This window comes from Streptomyces racemochromogenes (assembly GCF_044129415.1).
Classification (GTDB): Bacteria; Actinomycetota; Actinomycetes; order Streptomycetales; family Streptomycetaceae; genus Streptomyces; species Streptomyces racemochromogenes_A.
Genome location: NZ_JBBDHD010000099.1, coordinates 1 through 26,326, shown reverse-complemented (window position 1 = coordinate 26,326; position 26,326 = coordinate 1). Strand labels below are relative to the sequence as shown.

Below are 26,326 nucleotides of genomic sequence, written 5' to 3'. Positions count from 1 at the left end.
GTACGGGCCGCCGCCCCGGCGCCGCGTGGACGCCGGTCCCGCCGGAGCCGGACGAGCCGGCGGCGGCCTGGCGCGGACCGGCCGCGGCGCCCCCGGGCTCCGGGTGCGCAGCGGTGCCCGCCGCCGACCGGGGCCGCCCGATCAGGGGCTTCCCCGCGACGCGGTGGCACAGCGCGGGGTCGTCGCCCGGCCACTCGGTGCGCGGCCGCCACAGCGCCTCGATCCCGTCGGCCCGGCGCACGGCACGCGACGGGCCGGGGGAGGCGCCGTCGCCGGCGGAGCCGATGCCCCGCACCACGGCGTGGATCCGGTCTCCGGCGGCGAGCGCGTCGGCGAGGGGCCGCAGGACGACCGTGCCGGCGCCCTCGACGAGGACGAAGCCGTCGGCCCCCTCGCCGAACGGGCGGCACGTCCCCGCCGCGGAGAGCCCGCGCAGCCGGGGGCAGCCGACCGGGCAGCCGGGCGCGAGGTCGAGGGGCACCCCGCCGACGACGGCGATCCGGCAGGTGCCCCGCGCCGTCCGGGCGACCGCCTGGCCGAAGGCGGCCTGGGAGCCCGGGCGGGCTGCGTCGACGGCGAAGCGGAGGCCGTCGAGGCCGAAGCCGGCGCACCCCGTCTCCGCGTCGTCGGGCACCGGCCGGCACCGCGGGCCCACGCCCCGGGCCAGGGCGGGGGGCACCCCGCAGCGGAGGGCGTCGAAGCGGTCCACACCGTCGAGGAAGGCGACCTGGTCGAGGTAGGCGGGATGGCAGGCCGAGCGGTCGCCGGGCTCGTGGAAGGGCCCGCGGTCCCGGCGCTCCGCCGGAACGGAGGAGGCCCGGCGTTCGCCGCTCATCAGGAGCTTCCAGAAGGCGCGGGTGTCGCGGGCACCGGGGAAGCGGCAGCCGGGTCGGATGATGGCGCTGTCGGTCATGACGGTCTTCCTTCGGTCTTCCGCCTCGTGGTGACGGAGTCGGGTCAACGGGTGCGGGGCCGGAACGGGGCGGCGGCCGCGCCCCGGAGGGCCGCGAGGCCCAGGGCGTGGGGCGCGAGCGCCTTCAGCGGCGGAAGCGGGCGCCGTGTGGAGGCGAGCGGCAGGGCGCAGACGGGGAGGGCGGTCAGTTGCCGTGCCGGAGGCGGCCGCGCCCCCACCGTGGTCTCGGCGTCGACCGGGACCGCGCCCCGCCCGCCCTCCAGGACGGACGCGCCCGCCGGGGCGGTGGGCGGCGCTCGACCGGCCGGCCGGCGCCGCCACCGAGAGCAGCCGGGTGCCCGCGCTCGTGGCCGCCGTCCCGGGGGGGCCGGTTCCGGCCGGAGTTGCCGGGAAGCGCCTGCGGGTCCCGCCGCCCGGGCCGCCCGCGGTGCCACTGACAGCAGCCCGGGGCCCGCGCTCGTGGCCGCCGCCCGGGCCGCCCGCGGCAGCCTCGGGGGGTGGTCCGCCCGCTCCGCGGGGGACGGCGTCCGGCCGTGCGGCCGGGCCGCAGCGGGGAGGCCGGCGGACCGGACGGGGAAGACCGGCGCGGCGGGGAGAGCGGGTCGGGGACGGCGGGTCACGCGGTCCCCCGCACGACGGAACATGACGCCTCCGGTCCGGACGGGTGCCCCGGCACCCAGGGGCGCCGCAGCGTTGGGCTTCCACCGTGCCCGGGGGAGGGACGGAGCCGTAGCCCCGGCAGTTCGTTACTTGACAGGCTCCCGGAGGTACGCCTCCAGCTCCGCGGCCCCCGCCAGCAGGGCCCGCCCGCGGGCCGACAGCCGGGCCCGCCAGTCGGCCAGCGCCGCCTCCAGCGGCTCCACCCCGCCCGCCGTCCGGACCTGCTCGACCAGCGGCGCGATCCGCTCCAGCGGGTAGCCGCCCCGGCGCAGCTGGTGCGCCAGCCGGGCGTCCCGCACGGCGGCCGCGTCGTACACGCGGTACCCGGTCAACGGGTCGCGGCGCGGGCGCAGCAGCCCGGCGGCCTCCCACTTGCGCAGGGTCGCGGGCCGGACCCCGAGCTCACGGGCCAGCGGTCCGATGAACCGCCCGCCGGACCCCGCGGACCCTCCCCGACCTCCCGGTCCTCCCGGCCCCGTGCCCTCCACCGCCGGCGCACCCGGTACGGGGGCCAGGTCGCGCAGGGCCCGCTCCACGGCTTCGAGGGTCCGCCGGTCCTCCAGCAGCTGCGCGTGGCTCTGGTCGATGAGCCGGAAGGCCTCGTCGTCGGCGCCCCGGTTCACCGCCCGCATCACGGCCGTCGCGGTCGCGTGGCCGTGCCCCGGCACCAGCGCCAGGAACGCGGCCAGGGCGAGGGCGTGCCCCGGGGTGTAGACGCGGTAACCGTGGGCACCCCGTGCGGCGGCCGGGAGGACGCCGGCCTCCTCGTAGTTCCGGACCGCCTGCGTGGACAGACCGTGCGCCCGCGCCAGGTCGACCGGCCTGAGCTTGCCACCCGTTTGAAGGTTTTCTCCCACCAGCCCCACCCTATCAGGTCGACTGCCGGCCCAGGTTTCCACCGAAGGTTCAACGATAGCGTTGAAGCCATGGCAACCGACATCAAGGACTCCGTCCACGCGGTCGAGGCCGCTCCCCTCATGGAACTGCTCGGCACCCGGCCCCGCGTGCTCGCCCTGGGCGAGCCCACCCACGGCGAGGACACCCTCCTCGAACTGCGCAACGCGCTCTTCCGCCGGCTCGTCGAGGAGGAGGGCTACCGGACGGTCGCGATCGAGAGCGACTGCCTGCGGGGCCTGGTCGTGGACGAGTACCTCGCCACCGGCGAGGGCACCCTCGACGCGGTCATGGAGCGGGGCTTCAGCCACGGGCTCGGCGCCTCCGCCGCCAACCGCGCACTCGTGCGCTGGATGCGGGCGTACAACACCGGCCGGCCCGCCGCCGACCGGCTCCGCTTCGCCGGCCTCGACGGCCCGCTGGAGATCACCGCGGCCGAAAGCCCCCGGCAGGCCCTCACCGCCCTCCACGACCGGCTCGCCGCGTCAGTCGACCCGGCGCTGCTGCCCTGTGACGCCGACACACTCGACCGCCTGCTCGGTCCCGACGGACCGTGGACCGACGAGGGCGTGATGTGGGACCCGGCGCTGTCCGTCGGGCGCTCCGCCGAGGCCCGGGAGCTGCGGCTGCTCGCCGCCGACCTCGTGGAACTGCTCGACGAGCACTCCCCGCAGCTGATCTCCGGCACGTCGAGGGAGGACTGGGACCGGACGCGGCTGTACGGGCGCACCGCCACCGGCCTGCTGCACTACCACCACTGGACGGCGGACGGCTCGCCCTCCCGCTGGGCCCGGCTGTCGGGGGTACGCGACCGGATGATGGCCGACAACCTCCTCGCCCTCGCCGAGCGGGGCCCGGTCCTGGTCTTCGCGCACAACGCGCACCTCCAGCGGGAGAAGAGCTCGATGCGCATGGGCGGGGCACGGCTGGAGTGGTGGAGCGCGGGGGCCCTGGTGAGCGCCCGTATCGGCGCGGAGTACGCCTTCGTGCCCACCGCCCTCGGCACCATCCGGCACCGCGGGGTGGACGCCCCGCCCCCGGACAGCGTCGAGGGGCTCCTCCACGCGCTGGGGCGCGACCGCTGTCTCGTCGACGCCCGGCGGCTGGCCGCCGCCCTCGACGGTACGCCGCCCGCCCCGCGCGCCTCCTCCTGGTTCGGCTACGCCCCGCTCGACCCGGCGCACCTGGCGGCGAGCGACGGGCTCGTGTACGTGAGAGACCTCCCGCCGGGACCGGGGCTCCGACGGGAGGTCTGACGGCCGGGCTAGTACCCGGGCTCCTGGTTCTGGTTCTGGTTCTGCTGGTTGTTCTGCTGGTTGTCGTTGTTCTGGTTCTGGTTCTGGTCGGGGGCGGGCGGTTCGACCGGCGGCTGGGTCGGACGCGGTGCCTCGGTCGTGGGAGCGGGCGCCTGGGTCGGCGGGCGTTCGGTGACGGGCGGCGGGGTGACCGGCGCCTGGGTCGGGAGCGGAGCGGGAGGCGTCGCGGGCTTCTCCGTGGCGGGCGGCGGGGTGGGCGCCGGCTGGGTGGACGGGGGCTCGGTCGGCTTCGGAGTCTCCGTCGGCTTCGGGGGCTCGGTCCGCTTCGGAGTTTCGGTCGGCTTCGCGGTCTCGGTCGCCGACGCGGGGGCCGTGGGTGTGGGTGTGGGCGTGGCCGGGGGCTCGGTCGCCGGCGTCGGCGTGGGCCCGGTCGGCGTGCCGGTGGGGGTCTGCGTGGGCGTCTTCCCGCCCGGGGTCTGTGTCGCGGGGGACTGGGTGGACGAGGGCGTGGTGCCGGGCGACTTGGTGCCGGGAGACTCCGTCGACGTCGACGGAGGCCTGGTCCACGGGCTCTGCGTGCCGGGCGTCTGCGTACCCGGCGTGTACGTCCACGGGGGTCGCGTCGTCGGCGGGGCCGTCGGCCAGTGCCGGGGCGGCGGCGGGGCCGGCCGGTCGTGGTGGACCTGGTAACCGGTGTACCGGTGGACCCACTGCTTGTCCCTCGTGTCGTAGATGACGAACACGTTGATCACCGTGACCGCGCGGTTGACGACCACGACGTTCTGCGGCTGGTACCCCGGCCAGCTGCGCCCCGCCTGCCGCGGGGTGCCGCCCTGCTGGGGAACCACCCGGCTCAGCGGGTTGCCGCAGGCGCAGCGCACCTTCGGCTCCCCGTACTTGTCCACCAGCACGGCCGTGCCCGCCTGGAGCACGGACTGGTAGCTGGTGGAGACACCGTTGCGGTAGCCGTGGTTGGTGACGCGGGTGTCCGAACGCAGCTGGACGGGCGTGAGCGAGCGCAGGTAGCCCGGTACGGCGGACTCCTGGACGCCCACCACCGAGGCGAAGGCGCGGTTCCTGGACTGGTCGGCCGCCAGGTAGCGGATCTGCTTCTCCACGTCGCAGCTGGCGGTGTTGCGGCTGCCGCCGTAGAGGCCCGGCTCCGAGCCGGCCACGCTGGAGATGGTGTCCCTCTTCACGGGAGCGGTTGCGGGCGCGGCCGCCGGCAGGGCGGAGGTCGTGGTCGCCGTCGACGGGGTGTAGGGATCCAGCCCCGTGTCGTCCGTGGGCTGGAGGATGACCTCGCCCGCCGACGCCGTCTGGCCGCCCGGGCGGCCGATGATGACGGCCAGGACCACGGCGACGACGACGGCGGCGGTGATCGCCGCGATCCGGGGCACCGACCGCCACCAGGGGCGGTGGCCATCCCCGCCGGACGACGGCCTCGGGCCGCCGGGGCCGGGTCCGCCGGGACCGGACGGAGGACCGCCTCCGCCCGTAGGCGGGGGAGGCGGGGGCCCCGCCTGGTCACCGGACGGGCGCCCCGAGAGGGGGCCGGAGGGCGGGCCGGTGGGACGCTCTGACAGCGGTTCGGAACTCACATTCCCCTCCCACCGGACGGGCGTAGGAAGGTGAAAACCGGATGGTGTGCACGTTCTATGCAATTTCATCCGAGTTTCACACCGTTAGCGCCCATTGTGCGCTCCGGCCCCGTGGAATCCGCAAGCCGAACGGCCCACGAGCCGCCGTTCCCCTCAGGCCCGTCTAGGTCCAGGACGCGGCCACCAGGGACCGCCGCGCCGCCGTCAGGTGTGCCGAGGCCGCCAGCCACGCCCAGGCGTATCCGTCGGCCGACGGGTCGGTGAGCCGGCCGAAGGCGTCCCGGGGCCGGCGGTCCGCCTCCGCGGCCAGGGCGGCGGCCAGGCCGGCCGCCACCGGGAAGCCGGCCCGGCGCAACGGCCCGTACCCGGCCTCCGCCTCGGGCGACCGCGCCGACTCCGCCACCGCCCGGCGGCCGCCCGCGACCCCCGCGTCCAGCAGCCGGCGCACCCGCCACAGGGGCGAGTCGGCCAGCGGGTCCGGACCCGGCTCGACGGGGCCCGCCGGGGCCGGGGCCGCGTCGGTGACGTGGCCGCCCTGGAGGCGGTCGTAGCCGAGGTCGGCCCGGTCCCGCCACTCGGGCGGCAGCCGCAGCGTGTACGCGGCCCCCGGCACCGGCCCCACGGCGAGCGGCATCAGCGTGGCCGCCCGGTCGGGGTCGGGGCGGCCCACGACCCGCACCGTCAGCCCCGGCCAGCCCGCCAGGCGGCGCAGGTTGGCGGTGTGCGCCAGCTCCGGGTGCGGGTGCGCCGCGCGCAGCCGCAGCAGCGGTGCACCCGTCCGTACCGTGCCGTCGGGCGACAGCTCCCGTACGAGGACGTGGTCGCCGGCCCCGCCCTCGACCCGGACCGCGCAGCCCAGCAGGCCCGGCTCGGCGTCCTGTGCCAGCAGCTCGGCGACGGCCTCGGCCGCCGGGCGGGCGAACAGCGCGGCGAGCGGCTCCCGGTCCCAGGAGACACCCGGTACGGGCGTGGCCCGCACCCCGCGCCCGGCGCCGAGCCGCCCGTCGGCGGAGACCGTCGCGCCGGTGATGCGCAGGCCCCCGCGGGCGAGCCCGGCATGGTCGAGGGCGCCCCCGCCGAGGGCCACGGAGGCGGCCCCCGCGCCCCGGGCGCGGGCGAGCCCGCCGGGGCGTACGTCCGACAGCGAGTAGGGGACCCCGTCCGCGTCGAGCAGGTGGGTGACCACGCCCCCGTAGCCGGTCGCGGTCAGCACGGGCTCCCGGCACACGCCGTGGACGCGCAGGCTGCCGCCGGAGGCGTAGGCGCGGCGGCCGCTCCCGGTCAGGCCGGGACCGCCCGTACCGGCCGCGAGCAGCGCGGCGGTGCGCAGCAGCACCTCGAAGGCTGCGGCCAGGTCGGCCGGCCGCCGGCCCGCACCGCGCTCGCGCGCCGCCCGCAACCCCCGCACCACCCGCAGGGCGGCGGCCTCGGCGGCGGGCAGCCCGGCGACGCGGGCGGTGTGCGCGGCCCGCAGCAACTCCGCCTGCACCACGGCGCCCCCGGCCGCCACCCCGGCGGCCAGGGCCTCGGCCCCGACGGCCCACAGCGCGGCACCGGCCCGCACCTGAACGGCCGTGGGCGCGGGGGCACCCCCTTCCCCGGGCGCCGCCGGGCCCGCCCCGGCCCCGGTCCTTCCGGCGGTTCCGTTCCGTCCGGTGCGGGCAGCGTCCGCGGCATCCGCTCCCGCGGCACCGGTGCCGTCGGCACCGTCAGCGGCCTCCGGCCCCTCCGGGGATCCCGGCCCTCCCGGGCCCCGTGTGCGTGCGGCAGCGCCGGCACCGGGCCCGGCTTCCGGTGCGGCCCCTCCGGCGGGGACCGGGCCGCCGGAGGCGCCGGCCCCCGGGCCCGGTGCGTCGTCCGGCCCTCCGTCCGGCCAGGGGGACGCGTCCGCCACCGGGGCCGCCGTCAGGGCCGCCGCGCGGTGCAGGCAGCGCGGGGCCAGGAGGCAGCTGCACGCCGCCTGCGCGGCCTCCGCCACCACCCCCGAGGGCCCCGGCCGCAGGGTGACCACCGCGTCCTCACCGAACCGGAGGGTGACGCCCCCGTCCGGCCCGGCCACCGCCCCCTCCCCGCAGCCCTCCACGGCCGCGTCGAGCTTCTTGCGCAGCCGGGCGCTCAGGTCCTCCACGGCCTGCGCCGTCACCTCGGCGGCGACGGGCGGCAACAGCGGGCTGGTCATCAGGGCTCCCCACGGAGTCGGTCGCCCACCCAGCGGGCGAGGGCGAGAGGGCTGAGAGCGGCCACCGGCATCCCGGCCGCGACGAGCTGACGCGCCACCGGCACCGAGTACCGGGGCGTACCGGAGTCGTCGAGGGCGGCACAGCCCAGCAGGTGGGCACCGGACGCGGCCAGCGCGCGGACCGCCGAGAGCAGGCCCCCGACCGGGGCGCCCTCCTCGAAGTCGCTGACCACGACGACCAGCGTGCGGCTCGGCACGGTGATCAGGGTCCGGGCGTGCGCGAGGCCCGCCGCGATGTGCGTGCCGCCGCCGACCCGGACCTCCAGCAGCAGGGAGAGCGGGTCGGCGACCCGGCCGGTCAGGTCCACGACCTGGGTGGAGAAGGCGAGGAAGTGCGTGGACAGGGTCGGGACCCCGCCCAGTACGGCGGCCGTCAGCGCCGACCAGACCACCGACGCCTCCATCGAGCCGGAGACGTCCACCACCAGGATCAGCCGCCAGTCCGCCTCGCGGGACGCGCGGGTGGCGAACACCGGGCGCTCCGGGACCACGACGACGCGGCCGTCGTCGAAGCGCCGGGTGTGCGCCAGGTTGGCCCGCAGGGTGCGGGCCAGGTCGAGCCGGCCGCCCGGGCGCCGGGTCGGGCGCGGGGTGGACAGCCCCGACAGGGCCGGGCGCATCCGGGTGGCCAGTTGCGCCGCCAGCTCGTCGACCAGCCGCTTCACCAGCGGCCGCAGCCGGGCGAGCTGCTGCTCGGGCATGCCGCCGGCCAGCGAGAGCACGGAGGTCAGCAGTTCCACGGACGGCCGTACGGACGCCGGGTCGAGCTGGGCCAGTACGTCGGTGCGGCCGGCGCCCGCCGCGTCGGCGAGCACCTCCTCGCGCACGTCGGCGCCGAACAGCGCTTCCAGCTCCTGCGACCACTCCCGGGCCGTCGGGAAGGACGGCCCGTCCCCGCCTCCGGTACCGGTCCGGCCCATGTCCTCGGAGCCCTCGCCGCTCCCCGCGCCGTACAGCTCGTCGAGGGCGCGGGCGTAGCGGTGCGCCCCGGCCGGAAGCCGGTCGCGCTGCCGTCCCAGCAGCAGCCGCCACCGGTCGGCGGCCGCCAGCCGCCGGCCGCCACCGGCCTCCCCCGGCCGCGCCGCAGCCGCGTCGCCGCCGGCCATCCCCGTCGCGGGCGCCGCTGACGCGTCGGCCGTCCCGGCCGACCCTTCGGCCGGCGTTCCCGGGGCGCGCCCCGCATCCGCACCGGCGCACGCGCCCGGTCCCGGCGGCAGCGCCGCCTCGGGCGGACGCGTCGGCAGCGGCAGTCCCTTCAGCGCGCCCAGGCCGGCCGCGTCGGCGGCGGCCCAGAGCGCGAGCAGGGCCGGCGGTGCGTCGAGGGAGAGGTCGAGACGGTCGCCGAGCCGCTCGGTCACCGTGTCCAGCAGCCGGTCCCGTGCGACCGGCGCCAGCACGTCGAACCCGGCTCGCAGCGCGGGCAGCCGCTCCAGGAACGCCTCGTCGGCCAGGCCGTCCACCCGGTCCAGCAGCGGCGTCAGCGCGGCGGGAGAGGTCTCCAGCAGCGGCCCGGCGGCGGTGAGCAGACCGGCCAGGCGCCGGGCCAGCGCGCGCCGGCCGTCCGCCGTGGCGGCCGCGTCCACCCAGGCAGCGGCACGGGCACCCAGCCCGGCAGCCGGATCCAGGTCCAGCAGCACCCGTACGGCCTGCGCCGCCCCCCGCATCAACGGGCTCCCGGCCTCCGCCAGTTCCGCCAGGGCGGCGTCCATCCGCAGCCCCAGCCGACGGACCGAAGCCCGGTCGGCGAGGGCCACCAGGGCGGCCGCGTCGGCGGGGTCGTCGCTGCCCGCGAGGCCGGGCAGCGACCGTACGGCCGTGTCCAGCAGATCGCCGCCCAGCACCTCGGCGGCGGCCCGCGCCGCGGCGGAGGCGCCGGGCAGGTGGCCGCGCCGCAGCCCCTCCAACAGGTCGACGGCCTCCAGGAGTTCCGCGACCCCGGCCGTTTCCGGCAGGACGGCGGCCGCCTCCTCCAGCCGTACGTCGACCAGCTCGGGCAGGTCGCAGCGCGCGGCGGCGGCCAGCCCGGCCAGCACCTGCGCGGCCGTAGGGCCGCCCTCGGCGGCCTCGCGGCGCGCGATGTCGCGCAGCGTACCCGCGGCCGCCTGGGCGGCGGTGACGCCGCGGACCCCCGCCAGGTCCAGGCGGGCCGGGACCGAAGGGGTCCAGGACAGCCGCCACTTGCTGCCCAGTGCGGTGCCGTCGCCGGTGGCGGCCACCCCCACGGGCTCGCCGTACGAGGCCCCGCACACCTGCAGGCGCTGGAGCAGCACCTCGCGGCGTCCGTCCAGTTCGGAGCGCAGCGGGTCGAGGCGCACCTCGCGCGGCGCCGGGTCCTCGGGGGACGGCAGCCGCAGGCTCGCCAGCTCCGCCTCCACGGAGGGTCCGAGTCCGGAGCGCGGGGCGTGCGGGGTGGTCCGGCCGCGGCCCGTGCCGACGAACACGGCCTCCAGGGCACGGGCGAGTGCCCGCCCCCGGCCCAGCGGTTCGCCCTGCCCGAGCACGGTGGTGACGGCCTCCAGGAGCTCACCCCGGCCCGGGGCGGGCAGCCCGCGCAGCACCGCCAGGTCGCAGGCGAGCCGCAGGGTCTCGGCGGCCTCGCCGGTCCCGGCGGTGTGCCCGGCCCGGCGCAGCTCCCGGCACAGCCCGGTGACGGCCGCCGAGGCGGCCTCCCGCAGCCGCACCGGATCCCCGCCCGCCTCGAAGACGGCCCGCTGCCACAGCGGGTCCCGGATCCCGGCGGGGTACCCGGAGCGGGAGTCGAGCAGATCGTAGGAGTACGCCACGAACGAGGTGACCACCCCGGCCGGGTCCGCGGCCCCGGCCTCCGGCCGCGCTCCGGTGTGCTGCCCGCCGCCGTCGGCTCCGGTCCCGTCCGTGGCCGAGGCCTCCGGCCCGGCCGTGGCCTCGGCCTCCGCCCGGCCGCCGCTGCCGGACGGGGACGCGGTGGTTTCGGCCTTCGGCCGGGTGCGGGGCTGGAGCCCGCCGCCGGTGCCGGACGGGTCCGGAGTCCCGGCCTCCGGCCGCGCGGCGGCGCGCCGCCCGCCGTTGCCGTCGGCTGTGGTCCCGGTTCCGGTCTCGGCCGGGGCCTGCGCCCCGACGCCTACGGCGCTGCCGGCGCCCGCCGCCCGGCCGGCTCCGGCGGTGGCCTTCGTCCGGGCCTCCGGCCCGGCGGCATCCCCGGCCCCGGCCGGGGCCCCGTCGCCGCGCGGTGCCGGCACCGGGGCGGCCGGGAGGAGGGCCGGGGCGTGGAAGGAGCCGATGACCGCCGCCACCCGGCGGCCGCCCTCGGCGGCGTCCGTGAGGACCCGGCGCATGTGGGCCTCCCGGGCCAGGTCCGTCCCGGGGACGGAGCCCGCGTCCGCGCGCAGGGCCCAGCCGACGCCGAGTGCGGCGCGGCGCACGGCCTCCGGGGAGCAGCCCGGCGCCAGGACCTCGACGGCGCGGTCCCACATGTCGTCCCCGTCGCGCCCCGTCCCGGACGCGGCGAGCGCGTCCGCGTAGGCCCGGCGCCCTGCGGCCACGGGCCCCGACGCGTCGGCGCGCGGACCGGGGACGCCCCTCGTGGCGCCCGGTGCGACGGCGTCGCCCGCCCCGGGACCCGGCGCGGCCGCGTCCGGGCCGGCGGGGAGGCCGGTCGGGCCGGCGGCCGGCGGAGCCGGGACGGACGGGTGGGCGGACCAGGCCGGGTCGGACAGGGGCAGGTCGCAGCAGCGCACCTCCACGCCCCGGGCCCGGGCCCAGCGGACCGCCGCCAGCTCCGGGGAGAAGTCCGCGAACGGGTAGAAGGCCAGCCGGCCCTCGTGCCCCAGGCCCGCCAGGGCCACCGGGGCGACCGTCTCCGGGTCGGCCAGGTGCGCCAGCCACGGCTGGAAGTCGGCCGGCAGCTCCACGCAGACCACCTCCGGGTCCGCGGCGTCCAGCAGCGCCGGCACCACCGCGGCCAGCGCGGGGCTGTGGTGCCGTACCCCCAGCAGGTACGGCGCGCGCGAGGCGGCCAGGGCCTCCACGGCCTCCCGTGGATCAGCGGTGGACGTCAACGCAGGCTCCCGCGCAGGTCCCAGAGCCGGCGCCACATCGCCGAGCCGTCCTCGGCGCGGCGGCGCACCGGGCCGTCCCAGTAGCCCAGCAGCCGCCCGTGGTCGGCCGGGTCGTCCTTGCGCACCACACCCAGGAGATGGCCCGGCAGCAGGTCCAGCACGTCACCGCCCGGCAGGTAGGCGGCCGCGACCCCCAGGGAGGCCGCCACCTGCACCGCCTCGGCCGTGGACATGACCGTCCCGGGCCGTTCCACGTCCCAGCCCTCCGCGCTGCGCCCCGAGCGCAGGTCGCGGAAGACGGTGACGAGCGCGTCGAGCACGCTGTCGTCCACCCCGAACGCCGCCCCGGCCCGCTCCACGGCGGCCACCGCCTGCCGGCGGATCAGCGCGGCCTCCGCGTCCGGGTCCGAGATCGGCCCGACCGTCTCGAAGTTGAAGCGCCGCTTGAGCGCCGCCGACATCTCCGAGACGCCCCGGTCCCGCAGGTTGGCGGTGGCGATGACCGTGAAACCGGGGGCCGCCGAGACCACCGAGTCCTCGGTGGCCGTCAGCTCCGGCACGCTCACCCGCCGGTCGGACAGGATCGACACCAGCGCGTCCTGCACCTCGGGCAGACAGCGGGTGATCTCCTCGACCCGCACCACCCGCCCCGTGCGCATCGCCGCGAGCACGGGGGAGTCGACCAGGGCCTGCCGGGTCGGACCCTGGGCGAGGAGCAGCGCGTAGTTCCAGCCGTACCGGAAGGCGTCCTCGGTGGTGCCCGCCGTGCCCTGCACGGTCAGCGCGCTGGTGCCGCACACGGCGGCGGACAGCAGCTCGGACAGCATCGACTTCGCGGTGCCCGGCTCGCCCGTGAGCAGCAGACCGCGCTCCCCGGCCAGCGTCACCACGCAGCGCTCCGCCAGGGCGCGTTCGCCGACGAACTTCGGCGCGATCACCAGCTTCGACGGCAGTCCGGCGCGCCGCTTGGGCAGGGCCAGCTCCCGGCCCTCGCTGCCGCAGACGAAGGTCACCACCGCGCGCGGGGTCAGCGCCCAGCCCGGCGGGCGCGGGCCGGGGTCCTGGGCGGCGAGGAAGGCGAGTTCGGCGGCGTACCGCTCCTCGGCGGGCACGACCTGCCGCGCGGGAGCGGACGGTTCGGTCACGGTCATCGGGAAGTCCTCGTGTTCTGGAGGGAGAAGGGGAAGGGAGGAGGGAGGGGCGGGGGCGCGGGCCGGGAGGCCGCGCCCCCGCCGGAGCCGGTCACCCGGCGGGGCTCAGCGCCGCCGGCCCGTCGTGCGCTTGACCCTGAGCTCCTCGAAGCGCGGTACGTCGCCCTCGCGGACCCGCGTCCACGCCCGGCGGTACAGCTCCGCCGCCGGCTCGGCGGGCACCAGCGCGCCCAGCACCGGCCGCCCGCCCGGAGCCGTCGCGTACATCGGCAGCTTCCACTGCTCGACGGGCAGCGCGGGCGCCTGCGGCTCGGCCCACGGGCCGGGCAGGAACAGGGAGCGCCCGGCCCGGCTGCGGGTGCCTGCCACCACCAGGTCGGTGGCGGCCAGCTCCGCACGGGCGGCCTTCAGCCGGGCCGGCTTCCAGCCCGTCCAGCGCGCCGTGTTGCGGTCGGTGGGGTCGGGCATCGCGAGCAGCGCCAGGTACAGGACGGCCGCGTCCGCGCCGAGCTCGTACGCCGCGGACACCTCCGCGACCAGCTCCGGCACGCTGCGGCCCGCGTCCTGCGGCCACCACGCGCCCTCCCCGTCGGCCTCGCCCGCCACCGGGCTCCCGGGGTCGGCGAGCAGCGCGGCGAAGGCCGGGTCGTGGACCAGGCGCAGCGCCGTCTCCGTCGCGGAGGGCAACTGCTCGGTGCCGCGCAGCAGCGGCAGGTAGGGGTCGGACCCGGTCGAGTCCAGCAGCGCGGTGCGCAGCGCCGGGAGCGGGCGGCCGTCCTGCGTGGCCAGGACCACCGCGCCGTACCGCTCGTAGCCCTCCGCCGTCTCGGTCGGGGTGCCCGCGGCCTTGCGGAAGCCCGCCAGGTCCACGTAGTGCCCCACGCTCAGCAGCAGTTCCGGCGAGGCCAGCCGCTGCCGTATCGCCGTCAGCACCGGCGGCAGGCAGGACCGTACGGGGTGCCCGGCGGGCAGCCGGTGCGCGAGCCAGGCGGCGAAGCCCACCGCGGAGATGAGCACGCCCGCGTCGAAGGGACGCCCGCCCGGGACCACCGGCTCCGCCCGGTCGCCCTTGACGGCCCACGCCGTGTCGGCGGACAGCTCCGGGGACGCCGCCGCGTCCAGCAGCGCGGGCAGCGCGCGGTGCGCCGGCCACGCCCCGCGGACCTCCTTGCCGGCCTCGGCGAGCAGCCACTCCGGCACCGGCGTACGGCGGCCCGCGCGCCGGTTCCACACCCGCGCGGCGGCCGCCGCGTCCGGGCCGTCGGTCCACAGCCGCGCCGGGTCGGCGGGCAGCAGTGCCGCGACCAGCTCGCGCCGCACCTCGGGAGAGAGCCCCCTCAGGTCGTCGCGGGCGTGCGCGGCCTCGGTGGCCTTGACCCCGAGCAGCTTGCGCGCGTCGGCCGGCAGGAACCCGCGCTCGTACGTCTCCAGGTACGGCAGACCCGCGACCACCAGGGCGGCCGCGGCGGCCGACACGCCGGTCAGCCGGCCGAACTCCTCGGCCGCCGACGGGAACCACGGCGCCGGGCCGCGTTCGGCGGCCTGCTCCAGGAACGCCGCAAGCCAGCCGGCCCCGCGCTCCGGGTCGCCGACCGTCACCGCCTCACCGGCGCCGGTGTAGGGCGCGGGCACCGCGAAGACGCCCGCCGGGTCGTGGAGCAGCGCGTCGAACTGCCGCCCCCGCGGGTACTCCGCCGTCTGCTCGTTCAGCGCGAGCAGCGCCCCGCCGCCGAGCGGGAGCACCGCCCGGTGCCGGCTGCCCCGGCCCCGCTCCCGGCCGTCTGCGCCCAGCAGGTGAGCGGTGTCGATCCGCACCGTCAGACGCCGCCAGCGGGCGGCGGAGGCCTCGGCCGAGGACAGGCCCAGGGCGTCCACCTCGGCCAGCATCCGGCACAGGGCGGTCCGCTGCTCGTCGGTGGTGCCGGCGGCGCCGGTGACGGCGGCGCGGTACGCGACCGCGGCGGGCGCCTCCAGGAACAGCCCCGCCCAGGGGAACGAGGAGGACCCGGCGAGCTTCGGCACGTCCACGTGCACCCGCCCGGCCACGGCCTCGGCGGCGGTGTCGGCCGCGGCCCTGCCGAGCGCCCGCAGCAGTGCGAACGAGGCGTCGGCCTCCCCGCCGTAGGAGCGGTGGTACGGCGTGCCCGTCAGCCCGTGCAGGGCAGCGTCGAGCAGCTGGTCGGCGGGCCCCCGCTGCACGGCCGGCTTCGGCCGCTCCGGGCGGCCGGAGAGGGACTCCGCGACGCGTGCCAGGGCCTTGCGCTGGACCAGCGCGGAGCGCAGCACGTCGACCACCCCGCCGACCAGGACGGGCGAGCCGATCGCGGGCAGGGCCTCGCGGACCAGCGCGGGCAGCTCCTCGCGCCGTTCCGCGGCGGCGGCCGCCTTCAGCAGCGCCCCCGCCGCCGGGGCGTCCAGGGCGCGCAGGGCCGCCGAGCCCTCGGGGTCGCGCGGGCGCAGGCAGTACCAGTAGGCGAGCGGCGGGAGTTCCGCGGCGCCGGCGGCGTGCGGGGCGCCGTGGTGCTGGGTGGCGGTCCGTGCGGTGACGGCCCCCTCGGGGTCGCGGAGGGACAGGGTCCGCCAGTCGCTGGTCAGGGCGCGGGGCCGCTCGTCGCCGGGCAGGCGGACCGCGGCGTCCGGCCTGGCGCCGCCCTCGGGGACGCCGACCCGGCCGCCGGCCGTGTCGGAGCCGTGCCAGCCCCCGCCCGGTACGCGGACGGCGCGCCAGCCCAGCAGGCCGTCCGCCGGCGCGCCCAGCACCGAGCCCTCGACGGCGGGCGCGGGCCGCAGCCAGTTCTGGCCGATGTTGTCGGGCAGGGTGGCGCCGCCGGGGTGGCCCTCCAGGGCCTCGGCGAGGAAGCGGGGCGCCGAACGCCGTCCGGTGGCCCCGGTGGCCGGGTCGTACTCGGTCCAGCCCGGGCCGCCGGTGTCGCGGTCTCCGTCCCACACCCAGTACGAGGTCCCGTCGGAGACGACCGGCCGCTCGGCCGGGACGAGGCTGTCGCCGCGGTGCAGCACGCCGGCGCCGGTGGTGCGGCCGCCGCCGGGCAGCGGGAGGGAGACGTGCCCGGAGCGCATCGACCAGTAGGTGGCCGAGGAGTCCAGGGTCAGGACGCGGTCGGGGGCGCTCAGCCAGTAGCCCTCGACGGGGCCGTTGTAGGAGGCCCAGAAGACGAGCAGGTCGCCGTCGGTGTAGTGGAAGCCGAGCTGCCGGCCGTTCACGGAGGGCGCCCGCAGGTCGTGGGTGAGGACGGTGGAGTCGGGGCCGATGACCCGTACCTGAGTGGAGTTGGCGACGATGACGTACGGCCAGGCGTCCATCACGGTCAGGTGGCCGCGGCCGCGGCCGGGCGTCAGCTCGCGGACGGCGCTCTCCCAGGCCGGCCACTCCAGTTCCTCGAACAGGCCGCCGCGCAGGGTGCGGGCGAGGACCTCGTCCAGGTCGGCGCCGGCGGCCTCGGCCACCTCCTTCGGGGCCAGGGCCAGGGCCTCGGAGGGCAGCCAGGTCAGCCGGCGGATCGCCTCGGGCAGGTCGGGCAGCGCCGACGCGGTGGACTCGGCGGCCACCTCGCGGACCCACTCGGCGATCAGCGGGCTGCTGCCGGGGGTGCCGGCGAGCCGCCGTACGGTCTCGCGGCCCCCCGACATGTGGCTGTTGAACCGGTTGAGGGTGCGGAAAAAGGCGGGGCGCAGCCGTGCGTCGGCGCACAGGGCCCGCAGGTCGCGGGGGGCCGGGGAGCGGTTCCACTCCTCCAGGCCCAGGACGTCCTTGGAGTCCTCCGCCGGGCCGGCCACGGGCAGGTCCAGGGAGAGCAGCAGGTCGAGCAGGTTGACGTCCTGGAGGCCGATCCGCAGCCCCTGTTCCCGGCCCGGCAGGGCGAGTTCGGCCCGGATCCGGTCGGCGCAGCGCTCGACGAGGGCGAGCAGCGCCGGGGCGGCGGGCGGGTTGCCCCAGCCGGCGTACCGGGCGGCGTGGAAGCGTTCCAGCCAGCCGGCGGTGCCGTCGGGGGAGCGCTGTTCTTCGGGCACGCCGGCGTCGGCCAGTCCGGCGGTGGCGCCGGACTCCTCCAGCACCTCCAGCCACATCGCGGCCAGTTCGCCCGCCTCGCCGGTGCCGCCCGGCACCATGCCGAGCAGGGTGCCCCGTACGGACGGCACCCGCCTGGCCAGCGCGATGAGCGCCGCGCGGTGGGACTTCCACCAGCCGGCCGCGGCCCGCAGGGTGGCGGGCAGCGGCAGCAGCTCGGCCAGGTACTCCTGTTCGGGCACGCCACCGGTCAGCCCGGCGGCCCGGGCGAGGCGGCGCAGCTCGGTCGTGGCCTGCGCGGACGGCGGGAGCCCGCCCGCGGTGCGGCGTACGCACAGGCGGCGGAAGCGGGTGAAGGCCTCGGCGGGAGGGACCCGCTGGGCGAGGTCCTTGGCGTAGCCGGTGAGCACCTTCACCGGAAGCGCGCCGGCCAGGGCGAACTCCAGGAAGACGGCGTCGAGGCGGTCCTCGTCGACGGCCAGCCCGTAACGGGCCTCCGCGGCGCGGGCCCGGCCGAACAGCTGGGCGGCGTAGGTGGTGTTCTCGACGGCGAGGAAGACGCGGGCGGCCTGCTCCTGGAAGACGGGCAGGAAGTGCGGGAGGGAGGCGGCGAGGCGTTCGCAGATCTCGGTGCAGGCGTCGAGGGCGGCCTTGGGCTTGGTCTTCGCCTGCCGGGCCAGCCGGTCCAGCTCCGGCACCAGGGCGAGGGCCTGGTGGCCGTCCTCGGGGTGGTGCACGAGCACCCACTCGGGGAAGCCGAGCGCCTGCCGGCGGCCGAGGCCGACGACGGCGGGCTCGCCGTCCGGGACGAGGCCCAGGAAGCCCGCGGCGAGGTCCTCGGCGGCGCCCAGCTCGGCCGCGGCGAGCCGGACGACGACCCGTCCGTCCCCGAGGGCGGGGTGACGGTACGTCCGGGCGGTCAGCGGGACCGCTGCCGGGCCCGCGCCGGTGGTGTCGGCGGGCAGGACCGCGCCGGCGGCGAGCAGTGCGGCGGCCGCGGCCCCCGGGGCCGGGTCCGTGCCGCCGTCCGTTCCGGCCTGTGCCCGTGTGGTGTCCGTGCTCATGCGTCCCCGCCCTCCTCGATCGTGCGCCCGGCGTACAGCGCCGCGGCCATCCGCATCCCCTCGGACCAGGCCACCGGTCCGACCTCGCCGAGCCGTACGGCCCGGCCCTCCTCGTCGTGCCAGCTCAGGGCGCCGGTCTCCGACTCGTCCTCCCAGTAGGGCTCGCCGATCCACACGGCCGCCTCCACGGCCCGGCCGCCGTCGCGGACCCGGCAGGTGGCGTAGCCGCCGGAGACCCGGTGGCCGAGGCCGGTGGCGCGGGCCGCGAGGCTGAACCGGGAGGGGAACTTCCCGCCGGCGTAGTCCCGGACCTCGGTGGCGGTCTCCTTGAGGTCCTCGGGCTTCGTCCAGGTCGCCCGGTGGATCTGCTCCACGCGCTGCGTGATGTCCAGCTCGGCCGCGAACTCCCGTACGTCGTCCAGGTCGGGCAGGAGCACCGGGTGCGGCAGGGTCACCGTGCGCGGGGAGAGGCGTACGGTCTCGCCGTCGAGGTTGACCACCTTGAGCTCGCCCGCGTCGGTGGCGTCGCGCAGGAAGCCCACCTCGTCCGGGTCGCCGTCGCCGACGATCGCCAGGTCGCGCAGGGCGGCCCGCCAGGCCTCGTCGTGCCAGACCCGGGCGAGGAGCGCGGTCGGCACCGGCAGGGAGGAGACCATCCAGCCGTCCACCTGGGCCGCGCAGGCCGTCTCGTGCCGGTCGAGCCACTCGGCGAGCCGGCGCAGCCGGTCCACCTCGGGATGGTCGCGCAGCGCCTTGGGGACCGCCTTCAACTGCCGCCCCGAGGGCCGCCGTACGGCCACCCGCCCCTCCACGAGGGAGACCTCGTACCCCTCGTCCAACGCCAGCCAAGCCATCAGCCGTGCCCCTCCACCTGTCCGAAAACCGTCTTGCGCAGCCCAAAGAAAGGCCTCAACGCCTGCTGGGCTGCGGTATGTCGGGAGACTAGCGATCCCCACTGACAACGCCGGTGGCGGGTGCGTCCGGTACCGGAGAACACCGCTGCCCCCGGTCGTGGGACCGGGGGCAGCGGCGGGCGGTGTACGGGGAACGCGTACGGGGGTCAGCGGGCGGAGGCGGTCTCCGCGGGCTGCTCCGTGGCGGCGCTCGCGGCGCCGGCCTGTACGACGCGCGGGCCGTGGCCGGAGCGCAGTCCCAGCCAGCTGATCAGGGCGACCAGCGCGAACGCGGCGGCGCCGATCCAGAAGGTGAGGGTGAATCCGGACTCGGCCGGCAGGGGCGGAACGCCCTTGGGGAGGTGCTCGATGGTCTTGGACGCCAGGATCGTGGTGACGATGGCACTGCCGATCGCGCTGCCGGTGGAGCGGGAGATCGAGTTGATGCCGTTGGCGATGCCGCTCTGGTGGTGCGGGACGCTGGACATGATCACGGCGGGCATGGCCGCGTAGCCGAAGCTGACGGCCGCGCCGACGACGACGCCCGCGCCGACGACCGAGGCGGTGTGGCCGTGGTCCAGGGCCAGCCAGCCGAAGCCGGCGGCGCCGAGCGCGGCGGCGACGGCCAGGGCCAGGCGGGGGCCGCGGTGGCGCACCAGCTGGCCGCCGACGGGGGAGGCGAGCAGGGAGACGATGGCTCCGGGCAGCAGGAACTGGACCGAGGCGCGCAGGATGGAGGCGTCGAAGCCGTAGCCGGTGAGCTTCTGCGGCATCTGGACGAGGTAGGAGACGCCCAGGAAGTTGGCGAACATGCCGAACCCGACGAGGATGCCGGCCAGGTTGGCCATCAGGACCGGGCGGTGCACGAACATCTTCATGTCGACCAGCGGCTCGGCGACCTTGCGCTCGACCAGGACCCAGACCGCCGTCATGACGGCGGCGCCGGCGAAGCTGCCCAGCGTGCGGGCGGAGGACCAGCCCCACTCGTGGCCCTGCGAGATGGGCAGCAGGAGCAGCAGCAGGGCGATGCCCAGGGTCAGCGCGCCGAGGAAGTCGGTGCGGCCGCCGGTCTTGTGACGGGTCGCCGGGACCAGGAAGAGGACGGCCAGCAGGGCCAGCGTGGCGAAGCCGGTGGCCATCCAGAAGGCGTTGCGGTAGTCGGCGCCGTCACCGGAGGTCAGCAGGCCGGTGGCGACCAGCGCCAGACCGCTGCCGAACGCGAGCGTGCCGCTGACCAGTGCCATCGCGCCGGGGAGCTTCTGCGGCCGGACCTCCTCGCGCAGCACGGAGAGGGCCAGCGGGAAGATCGCGGTGGCGGCGCCCTGGAGCACCCGGCCCAGGATGAGCAGCGGCAGCGAGCTCGCGAGCGCCGCGACCACGGATCCGGCGACCATGACGCCGAGGACGGCCACCAGGGTGGGCTTCTTGCCGTGCTGGTCGCCGAAGCGGCCGAGCAGCGGGGTGAAGACGGCGGCGGACAGCAGCGTGGCGGTCGTCACCCAGCTGACGTTGGCGGTGGAGGTGCCGAGGTCGTTGCGGATCAGGCCCAGGATCGGTACGGGCAGGGTCTGCATCATCGACACGACCATGGCGGCGAGGCTCAGGGCGAAGACGATGACCGTCTCGTTCCCGTTCCTGCCTTCTGCGGGGGCGGATGCGGCGGAGCTCATGGCTGCGGGGACCTTCTCAGTGCTTCGGAGTCCTGCGTCGGACTGTTTGAGGACGCAGATGTTTCATGTCATCAAGTACTTCGACGAAGGTAGCCAGAGATACTTAAGGTGGTCAAGTAAAAGGTTGATAATGTCAACGATCCTCCAGTAGGCTCCGAGCCATGAGCACCGCCGCCACGCACCGCCCCGCCAAGCTCCAGCTGCTGGAACTGCTGGCCGCCATCGGCACCGCCCAGTGGCGGGACTTCGCCGCCGCGGCTGCCCGGTACGGCCTGACCTCCACGCAGGCCAAGGTCCTGGCCCAACTGGAGGGTCCGGTACCGATGCGCGGTCTGGCCTCCCTGCTGGCCTGCGACGCCTCGAACGTCACCGGGATCGTGGACCGGCTGGAGGCGCGCGGGCTGGTGCGGCGCGAGCCCGAGCCGCGGGACCGGCGCGTCAAGAACGTGGTGGCGACCGACGAGGGCCGCGAGACGATGCGGCGGGTGCGCGAGGAGATGCAGGCCACGCACGGGGCGCTCGACACGCTGGACGAGGCGGAGGGTGCGGCCCTCTACGCCCTGCTGGAACGCCTGCGCCCGGCCATGGAGCGCCGCCCGGAGGCCTGAGGCCCTCCCGGCCCTCCCGGGCCGGATCCGGGTCAGGCCGGGGAGGGGTCCCGCCGGGCGTCCTGTGCGGCGCCCTGCGTGAGGTCCTGCCCGACGGAGTCCACGGCCGCGTCCAGGGCGGCCGTCAGGCGGCCCAGGCGCTCCTGGAGCTCGCGGATCTCGGCCAGCTCGAAGCCGGTGGCCCGCGCGATCCGGCGCGGCACCTCCACCGCCCGCTCCCGCAGGGCCGCGCCCTCCTCCGTGAGCACCGCGTGCACGGAGCGCTCGTCCTGCGTGCTGCGCTCGCGGCGGATCAGGCCGGCCGCCTCCAGCCGCTTGAGCAGCGGCGACAGGGTGCCCGAGTCGAGCCGCAGGTACCGGCCCAGCTCCTTGACGGGCGTGGTCCCGTGCTCCCAGAGCACCAGCATCACCAGGTACTGGGGATAGGTCAGCTCCAGGTCCTTGAGGATGACCCGGTAGAGGCCGCCGAAGGCGCGGTTCGCGGCGCCCAGGGCGAAGCAGATCTGTCCGTCGAGGCGCAGGAAGTCCTGGTCGCGGAGGGTGTCGCCGGGCTGCTCGGTCATGCCGCCCAGTCTACCCGAGCCCCCTTGTCGGCGATTGAGTTGTGCACAACTTAATTGTGTGCTCTAGTAGTGGTCGAGGGTCGGCCCCACCGGCCGCCCCGCCCCTCGGAAAGGACCTCCCCATGGACGCGCTGTACACCGCCGTCGCCACCGCCAACGGCCGCGAGGGCCGCGCCGTCAGCTCCGACGGCCAGATCGACCTCGCGCTCGCCATGCCCCCGGCCCTCGGCGGCAACGGTCAGGGCACCAACCCCGAGCAGCTCTTCGCCGCCGGCTACGCCGCCTGCTTCGCCAGCGCGCTGGGCCTGGTCGGCCGCCAGGCCAAGGTGGACACCGGCGACATCTCGGTCACCGCCGAGACCTCCATCGGCCAGGACGCGAGCGGGTTCGGCCTCGCCGTGACCCTGCGCATCGAGCTGCCCGAGTCCCTGGAGGGGGAGACCGGCGCCCTGCTCGTCAAGCAGGCCCACGAGGTGTGCCCGTACTCCAAGGCCACCCGCGGCAACATCCCCGTCGAGCTCGTCATCGAGTAGCACTCGGACGCTCCCGCCGCTCAGGCGGTGCGCCGTGCGGCCACCACCGCGCAGGCCACCGCCAGCGGCAGCTCCGCCCCGGCCGCCAGCAGCAGCGCCAGACCCTGCCCGCCGGTGCCCAGCGAGGTGGTGACGTCGAACCAGGCGTCCATCGCCAGCAGCGCCGCGGTGGCCGCCGCCACGGGGACGACCCGCGGATCGCCGGTCCGCAGCAGCAGCCCCGTCCCGGTCAGCCCGAGGGCCAGCATCGCGTCGAGGCCCACCCAGGCGGCCGGCCAGTTGGACACCTCGGCCGTCGGCGGCATCGTCTTCGCCAGCACCACCATCCACGGCAGCAGCGCCACCCCGCACCCGGTGAACACCGTCGCGAGGCGGGGAAGGCGCCGGCCCGTCCACCCGGAACGCAGCCGGCCGGCCGGCGCGCGCCCGGCGGCGGCGGGGCGGCGGGCCTGGAACTGCGGGGCGGCGAGGGCCATGGCTGCGGGTCTCCTTCCGGGCCGGCGGTCCGTCCGCCGGGCACACCACCACTGTGTCCGCCGGCGCCACCGCGATCAGTAGCCCCACGGTCCGAACCGGGGGTGGTGCCAGGTACACCCCCCACCGGGCACCAGGGGGGTGGCGGCCGCCCTGACCTGTGCGATTACCGTACGGGTATGGCAACTTGGGGCGCCCTGAAGCGTTCGTACACCTGGATCGCGGCGCACGCCCCGTGGTCGGCCTGGGCCTGGCGCACGACGGCCTTCAGCGCGGCGGCGATCCCGCCCGCACTGCCGCTGGCGACCGGCTTCGTCCTGCTGACCGCGCCCCCCGTCCGCAGTGCCGTCCCGCTCCTGCTCGTCCTGCTGCTCTGCCCCCTGCTGACGGGGCTCCAGCGCAGCCGCTTCCGGGTACTGCTCGGCCTCGACGTGCCGCCCGTCGTCCACACCCACCCCTGGCGGACCCCCCGCGGACTGGCCGAACGCCTGCGCTCGGAGGCGACCCGCCGCCAGTACGCCTACCACCTGGCCGTCAGCCCGCTCGCCGCCCTCGGGGGCGCCCTGGTCGTACTCGCCTGGGCCGGCGGCCTCGCCGGAGCCTCCGCCTACGCCTGGGCCTGGCTGATCCCCTCCGACGGCGGTCTCCCCGCCCGCGGCTGGACGCGCGAGTACGACCTCATCACCGTCGGCGGCGCCCTCACGCTCCTCTCCGCGCCCTGGATGGCCGCCGCCCTGACCCGGCTCGACGCCCTCGCCGCCGCCTCCCTCCTCGGCCCCAACCGGGCCCGCGAGCTCCAGCGGCGCGTCGAGGACCTCGCCGAGAGCCGCGCCGGGGTGCTGGACGCCGCCGACATCGAACGCCGCCGCATCGAACGCGACCTGCACGACGGCGCACAACAACGCCTCGTCTCCCTCGCCATGAACCTCGGCATCGCCCGCGCCACCCTCACCGGCCTCCCGCCCGAGGCCAAGGCCGTCATCGACGAGGCCCACCGCGAGGCGAAGGAGGCCATCGAGGAACTCGGCAACCTGGTACGGGGCCTGCACCCCGCCGTCCTGGAGGACCGCGGCCTCGACGCCGCGCTGTCCGGGATCGCCGCCCGCGCCCCGCTGCCCGTCGAACTCACCGTGGACCTCGCCGAACGCCCCGGCCCCACCGTCGAGGCCGTCGCCTACTTCGTCGTCTCCGAAGCCCTCGCCAACGTCGCCAAACACGCCCGCGCCCGCCGCTGTTCGGTCACCGTCGCGCGCGTCCCGGGCGGCCCCCGCGGCGACCTGCTGCGCGTCGTCGTCACCGACGACGGGGTGGGCGGCGCCGACCCGGCCGGCGGCACCGGCCTGACCGGCCTGCGCAAACGCGTAGGGTCGGTCGACGGAACCATCCTGATCAACAGCCCCCAAGGGGGCCCTACCGTCGTCACCGTGGAGCTGCCGTGCGGGCTGTGATCGCCGAGGACTCCGTCCTCCTGCGCATAGGTCTTGTCAAAGTCCTCGAAATGGCCGGCTTCGAGGTGGCCGCCGAGACCGGCGACGCCGAGGGCCTCCTCGCCGCCGTCGAGGAGCACCGGCCCGACCTCGCCCTCGTCGACGTCCGGATGCCGCCCGGATTCACCGACGAGGGCGTCCGGGCCGCCCTGATGATCCGCAGTCAGAGCCCGGGCACGGCCGTCCTGCTGCTCTCCCAGTACGTGGAGGAGCGCTACGCCGCCGACCTGCTCTCCTCGCAGAGCGGCGCGGGCATCGGCTACCTGCTCAAGCAGCGCGTCGCCGACGTCGAGGAGTTCATCGACGCCCTGCGCCGCGTCGCGTCCGGCGGCACCGCCCTGGATCCGCAGGTCGTCGCCCAGCTGCTGCTGCGCCGCGGCGGCCCCGACCCCCTGGAACGCCTCACCCCGCGCGAGCGCGAGGTCCTCGCCCTGATGGCCGAGGGCCGCTCCAACGCGGGGATCGCGGAGGGACTCGTCGTCAGCGAGAGCGCGGTGGCCAAACACATCAACAACATCTTCACCAAGCTCGACCTGCCCCCGGCCGCCGAGGCGCACCGGCGCGTCCTGGCGGTCCTGCGGTTCCTGGACGGCGCCTCGTGAGCCACCCCACCGGCCCCGGCCGCCCCTCCGCCCCGGCCGCGCCCGACCTGCGCGTCCAGCGCCTCGCCTGGTACACGGCCGCGGCGCTGAGCGCCGTCCTCGTCGTGGTGGCGGCCGGCTGGCAGGTACGGGTGAACGCCGGCGCCCGGGCCGCCACGGTGACCGGCGGCAGCGCCGGGCGGACCGTGAGCGCGCTGGAGGTCGTCGGCGGCGAGGCCGACGTGACGATCACCCCCGGCGGCGACGGAGCGGTCGCCTACCGGGCCGAGATGTCCTGGACGTTCAGGAAGCCGGACGTCGAGGAGAGCTGGCTCGGGGACACCCTGAAGCTGGTCCCGCGCTGCCCCGGCGACGAGCTCGGGATCTCCGACGACGTCGGATGCTCCGTCGGCCTCGCGGTGACCGTCCCCAGCGGGATCCCCGTCAGGGTCTCGGGCGGCTCCGGCCGGGTCACCGTCAGCGGCCTCGCCGGCACGGTCGACGCCGACATGGGATCGGGCGGCCTGGTCCTCGCCGATCTGCGCGGCCCCGTGCGGGCCCGGGTCGGCTCCGGCACCCTGCGCGCCACCGGCCTCACCGGCCTCCAGGCCGACGTCCGCGCCGACTCTGGACACGCCCAGGTCTCCTTCGCGGCCCCGCCGGACCGGGTCACCGGCCATGTGGGCGCGGGCCGCCTGGAGGTCACCCTCCCCACGGCCACCCGCTACCGCGTCAGCTGCCGGGCGGGCGCGGGCCGCTGCGAGACCGAGGAGGCCCTGCGCGACCCCGCGGCCGCCCGCACGCTGGACCTGGAGGCGGAGGCCGGCCACGCCGGCGCGGTCGCCCGCACCACCGCCCGCTGAAGCCCGGCGGTCGCACGACGCGCCGCCCGCCGTCCCCCGTTTGCACCTCCCCGGTGCTGCAGGCGGCGTTCACCGGGCACGGGGTCGCCTCCGCCACGCCCCGGGGGCTGCCGCCCTACGCCGGGCGGGGATCAGCGCCGCTCCAGCAGGCCCCGTACGTACGCCGCCTGGCCCGCGTGCTGGAGGTCGTCGGCCAGGACGCTCACCAGCCGGACCCCCAGGGTGACCGGTGGGTCCCAGCGTTCGTCGACGATCCGCTCCAGGTCGCCGGCGGCCAGGCCGCGGATGTAGCGCAGCGAGGCCTCGTGCACGGCGTCGTGGTAGCCCAGCAGCAGCTCGGGCGCATCGACGCGGACGCTGCCGGCCTGCTGCGCCGTGTGTCCGTAGCCGTGGTCGGCGGCGGGCAGCGGCAGCGCGAAGCGGTCGGCCCACCCGGCCGACCGCCAGACCTGCTCCTGCCCGGCGACGCCGGCCACGTGGTCGTCCTGGATCCGGGTCAGGTGCCACACCAGCCAGGCGATCGAGTTGGCCTCCGGGTCGAGCCGGGCGTTGAGCTCCTCGGACGAGAGCCCGCCGACCGTCTCGTGGACCACCTCCCGGATCCGTCCGAAGCCGTCCGCGAGTACCTCCGTGGCCTTCATGTGGCGTCCCCAGCCGTAGTCCGTAGCGGTGTCCGTGGCGATCCGCTGCCGGGAACCACCATGCAGGGCCCCGGCCCGCCGGGGGGGGGGGCCCCCCCCCGGCGCCGGGTGCGCGGGCGCGGGCCCGGCGGAGGTGGCTGCCCGCGGCCGGGCCCCGCACGGCGCTGCCGG

17 protein-coding genes and 1 pseudogene are annotated in these 26,326 nt (G+C 77.3%); 6 read left to right on the top strand and 12 right to left on the bottom strand.

Annotated features, from left to right (window positions below; all coding sequences use genetic code 11):
* Both WDV06_RS28040 and WDV06_RS28035 read right to left on the bottom strand, forming a co-directional pair.
* The coding region (locus WDV06_RS28040; RefSeq protein WP_395512579.1) for a beta-ketoacyl synthase N-terminal-like domain-containing protein at positions 1-913 on the bottom strand (913 nt) is incomplete at its 3' end.
* 746 nt (positions 914-1,659) lie between these two features.
* Positions 1,660-2,430, bottom strand: a complete 771-nt coding sequence (locus WDV06_RS28035; RefSeq protein WP_395512578.1) for a TioE family transcriptional regulator — start codon at positions 2,428-2,430, stop codon at positions 1,660-1,662.
* Between the two features lie 69 nt (positions 2,431-2,499).
* Here WDV06_RS28035 and WDV06_RS28030 point away from each other — a divergent pair, with 69 nt between their 5' ends.
* Complete coding sequence (locus WDV06_RS28030) at positions 2,500-3,723, top strand: erythromycin esterase family protein (protein WP_395512577.1); 1,224 nt, start codon at positions 2,500-2,502, stop codon at positions 3,721-3,723.
* Between the two features lie 401 nt (positions 3,724-4,124).
* On the opposite strand, the pseudogene WDV06_RS28025 reads toward WDV06_RS28030, so the two are convergent.
* From WDV06_RS28025 to WDV06_RS27995, 7 genes and pseudogenes are all read right to left on the bottom strand, one after another.
* Positions 4,125-5,324 (bottom strand): annotated as a pseudogene (locus WDV06_RS28025) (DUF6777 domain-containing protein); the annotation flags it as partial.
* Positions 5,325-5,487: 163 nt separating this feature from the next.
* Positions 5,488-7,503 (bottom strand): hypothetical protein, encoded by a 2,016-nt coding sequence (locus WDV06_RS28020; protein WP_395512576.1) that lies wholly within the window; start codon positions 7,501-7,503, stop codon positions 5,488-5,490.
* Positions 7,503-11,600 (bottom strand): DUF5682 family protein, encoded by a 4,098-nt coding sequence (locus WDV06_RS28015; protein ID WP_395512575.1) that lies wholly within the window; start codon positions 11,598-11,600, stop codon positions 7,503-7,505. Before WDV06_RS28015 ends, WDV06_RS28020 begins: the two co-directional genes overlap by 1 nt.
* The gene (locus tag WDV06_RS28010; protein WP_395512574.1) at positions 11,597-12,751 is read right to left on the bottom strand and encodes an ATP-binding protein; all 1,155 of its coding nucleotides are present in this window, start codon (positions 12,749-12,751) and stop codon (positions 11,597-11,599) included. The genes WDV06_RS28015 and WDV06_RS28010 overlap by 4 nt, the downstream gene beginning before the upstream one ends.
* A 105-nt stretch (positions 12,752-12,856) precedes the next feature.
* Positions 12,857-17,842 (bottom strand): DNA-binding protein, encoded by a 4,986-nt coding sequence (locus WDV06_RS28005; RefSeq protein WP_395512573.1) that lies wholly within the window; start codon positions 17,840-17,842, stop codon positions 12,857-12,859.
* A complete protein-coding gene (locus WDV06_RS28000; RefSeq protein WP_395512572.1) occupies positions 17,839-18,696 on the bottom strand; it encodes a DUF4132 domain-containing protein in 858 nt (285 codons plus the stop codon). Before WDV06_RS28000 ends, WDV06_RS28005 begins: the two co-directional genes overlap by 4 nt.
* A gap of 206 nt (positions 18,697-18,902) precedes the next feature.
* Positions 18,903-20,405: an MFS transporter gene (locus WDV06_RS27995; RefSeq protein ID WP_395512571.1), complete on the bottom strand. Its 1,503-nt coding sequence runs from the start codon at positions 20,403-20,405 to the stop codon at positions 18,903-18,905.
* Between the two features lie 161 nt (positions 20,406-20,566).
* Here WDV06_RS27995 and WDV06_RS27990 point away from each other — a divergent pair, with 161 nt between their 5' ends.
* Positions 20,567-21,013 (top strand): MarR family winged helix-turn-helix transcriptional regulator, encoded by a 447-nt coding sequence (locus WDV06_RS27990; RefSeq protein WP_395512570.1) that lies wholly within the window; start codon positions 20,567-20,569, stop codon positions 21,011-21,013.
* Between the two features lie 32 nt (positions 21,014-21,045).
* Here WDV06_RS27990 and WDV06_RS27985 read toward each other — a convergent pair whose 3' ends face one another.
* Positions 21,046-21,576 (bottom strand): MarR family winged helix-turn-helix transcriptional regulator, encoded by a 531-nt coding sequence (locus tag WDV06_RS27985; RefSeq protein WP_395512569.1) that lies wholly within the window; start codon positions 21,574-21,576, stop codon positions 21,046-21,048.
* Between the two features lie 122 nt (positions 21,577-21,698).
* On the opposite strand from WDV06_RS27985, the gene WDV06_RS27980 reads away from it, so the two are divergent.
* Positions 21,699-22,109, top strand: coding sequence for an organic hydroperoxide resistance protein (locus WDV06_RS27980; protein WP_042815907.1), 411 nt, complete (start codon positions 21,699-21,701; stop codon positions 22,107-22,109).
* A 20-nt stretch (positions 22,110-22,129) separates the two neighbouring features.
* Here the strand turns inward: WDV06_RS27980 and WDV06_RS27975 are convergent, their stop codons facing one another.
* Complete coding sequence (locus WDV06_RS27975; protein WP_395512568.1) at positions 22,130-22,585, bottom strand: hypothetical protein; 456 nt, start codon at positions 22,583-22,585, stop codon at positions 22,130-22,132.
* A gap of 177 nt (positions 22,586-22,762) precedes the next feature.
* On the opposite strand from WDV06_RS27975, the gene WDV06_RS27970 reads away from it, so the two are divergent.
* The 3 genes from WDV06_RS27970 to WDV06_RS27960 are packed head-to-tail and all read left to right on the top strand — an operon-like array spanning position 22,763 to position 25,514.
* The gene (locus WDV06_RS27970) at positions 22,763-24,031 is read left to right on the top strand and encodes a sensor histidine kinase (protein ID WP_395512567.1); all 1,269 of its coding nucleotides are present in this window, start codon (positions 22,763-22,765) and stop codon (positions 24,029-24,031) included.
* Positions 24,019-24,672 (top strand): response regulator transcription factor, encoded by a 654-nt coding sequence (locus WDV06_RS27965; RefSeq protein WP_395512566.1) that lies wholly within the window; start codon positions 24,019-24,021, stop codon positions 24,670-24,672. Before WDV06_RS27970 ends, WDV06_RS27965 begins: the two co-directional genes overlap by 13 nt.
* Positions 24,669-25,514 (top strand): DUF4097 family beta strand repeat-containing protein, encoded by an 846-nt coding sequence (locus tag WDV06_RS27960; RefSeq protein WP_395512565.1) that lies wholly within the window; start codon positions 24,669-24,671, stop codon positions 25,512-25,514. The genes WDV06_RS27965 and WDV06_RS27960 overlap by 4 nt, the downstream gene beginning before the upstream one ends.
* A gap of 131 nt (positions 25,515-25,645) precedes the next feature.
* On the opposite strand, the gene WDV06_RS27955 is transcribed toward WDV06_RS27960, so the two are convergent.
* The gene (locus tag WDV06_RS27955; protein ID WP_395512564.1) at positions 25,646-26,155 is read right to left on the bottom strand and encodes a mycothiol transferase; all 510 of its coding nucleotides are present in this window, start codon (positions 26,153-26,155) and stop codon (positions 25,646-25,648) included.
* Between the last annotated feature and the right edge of the window lie 171 nt (positions 26,156-26,326).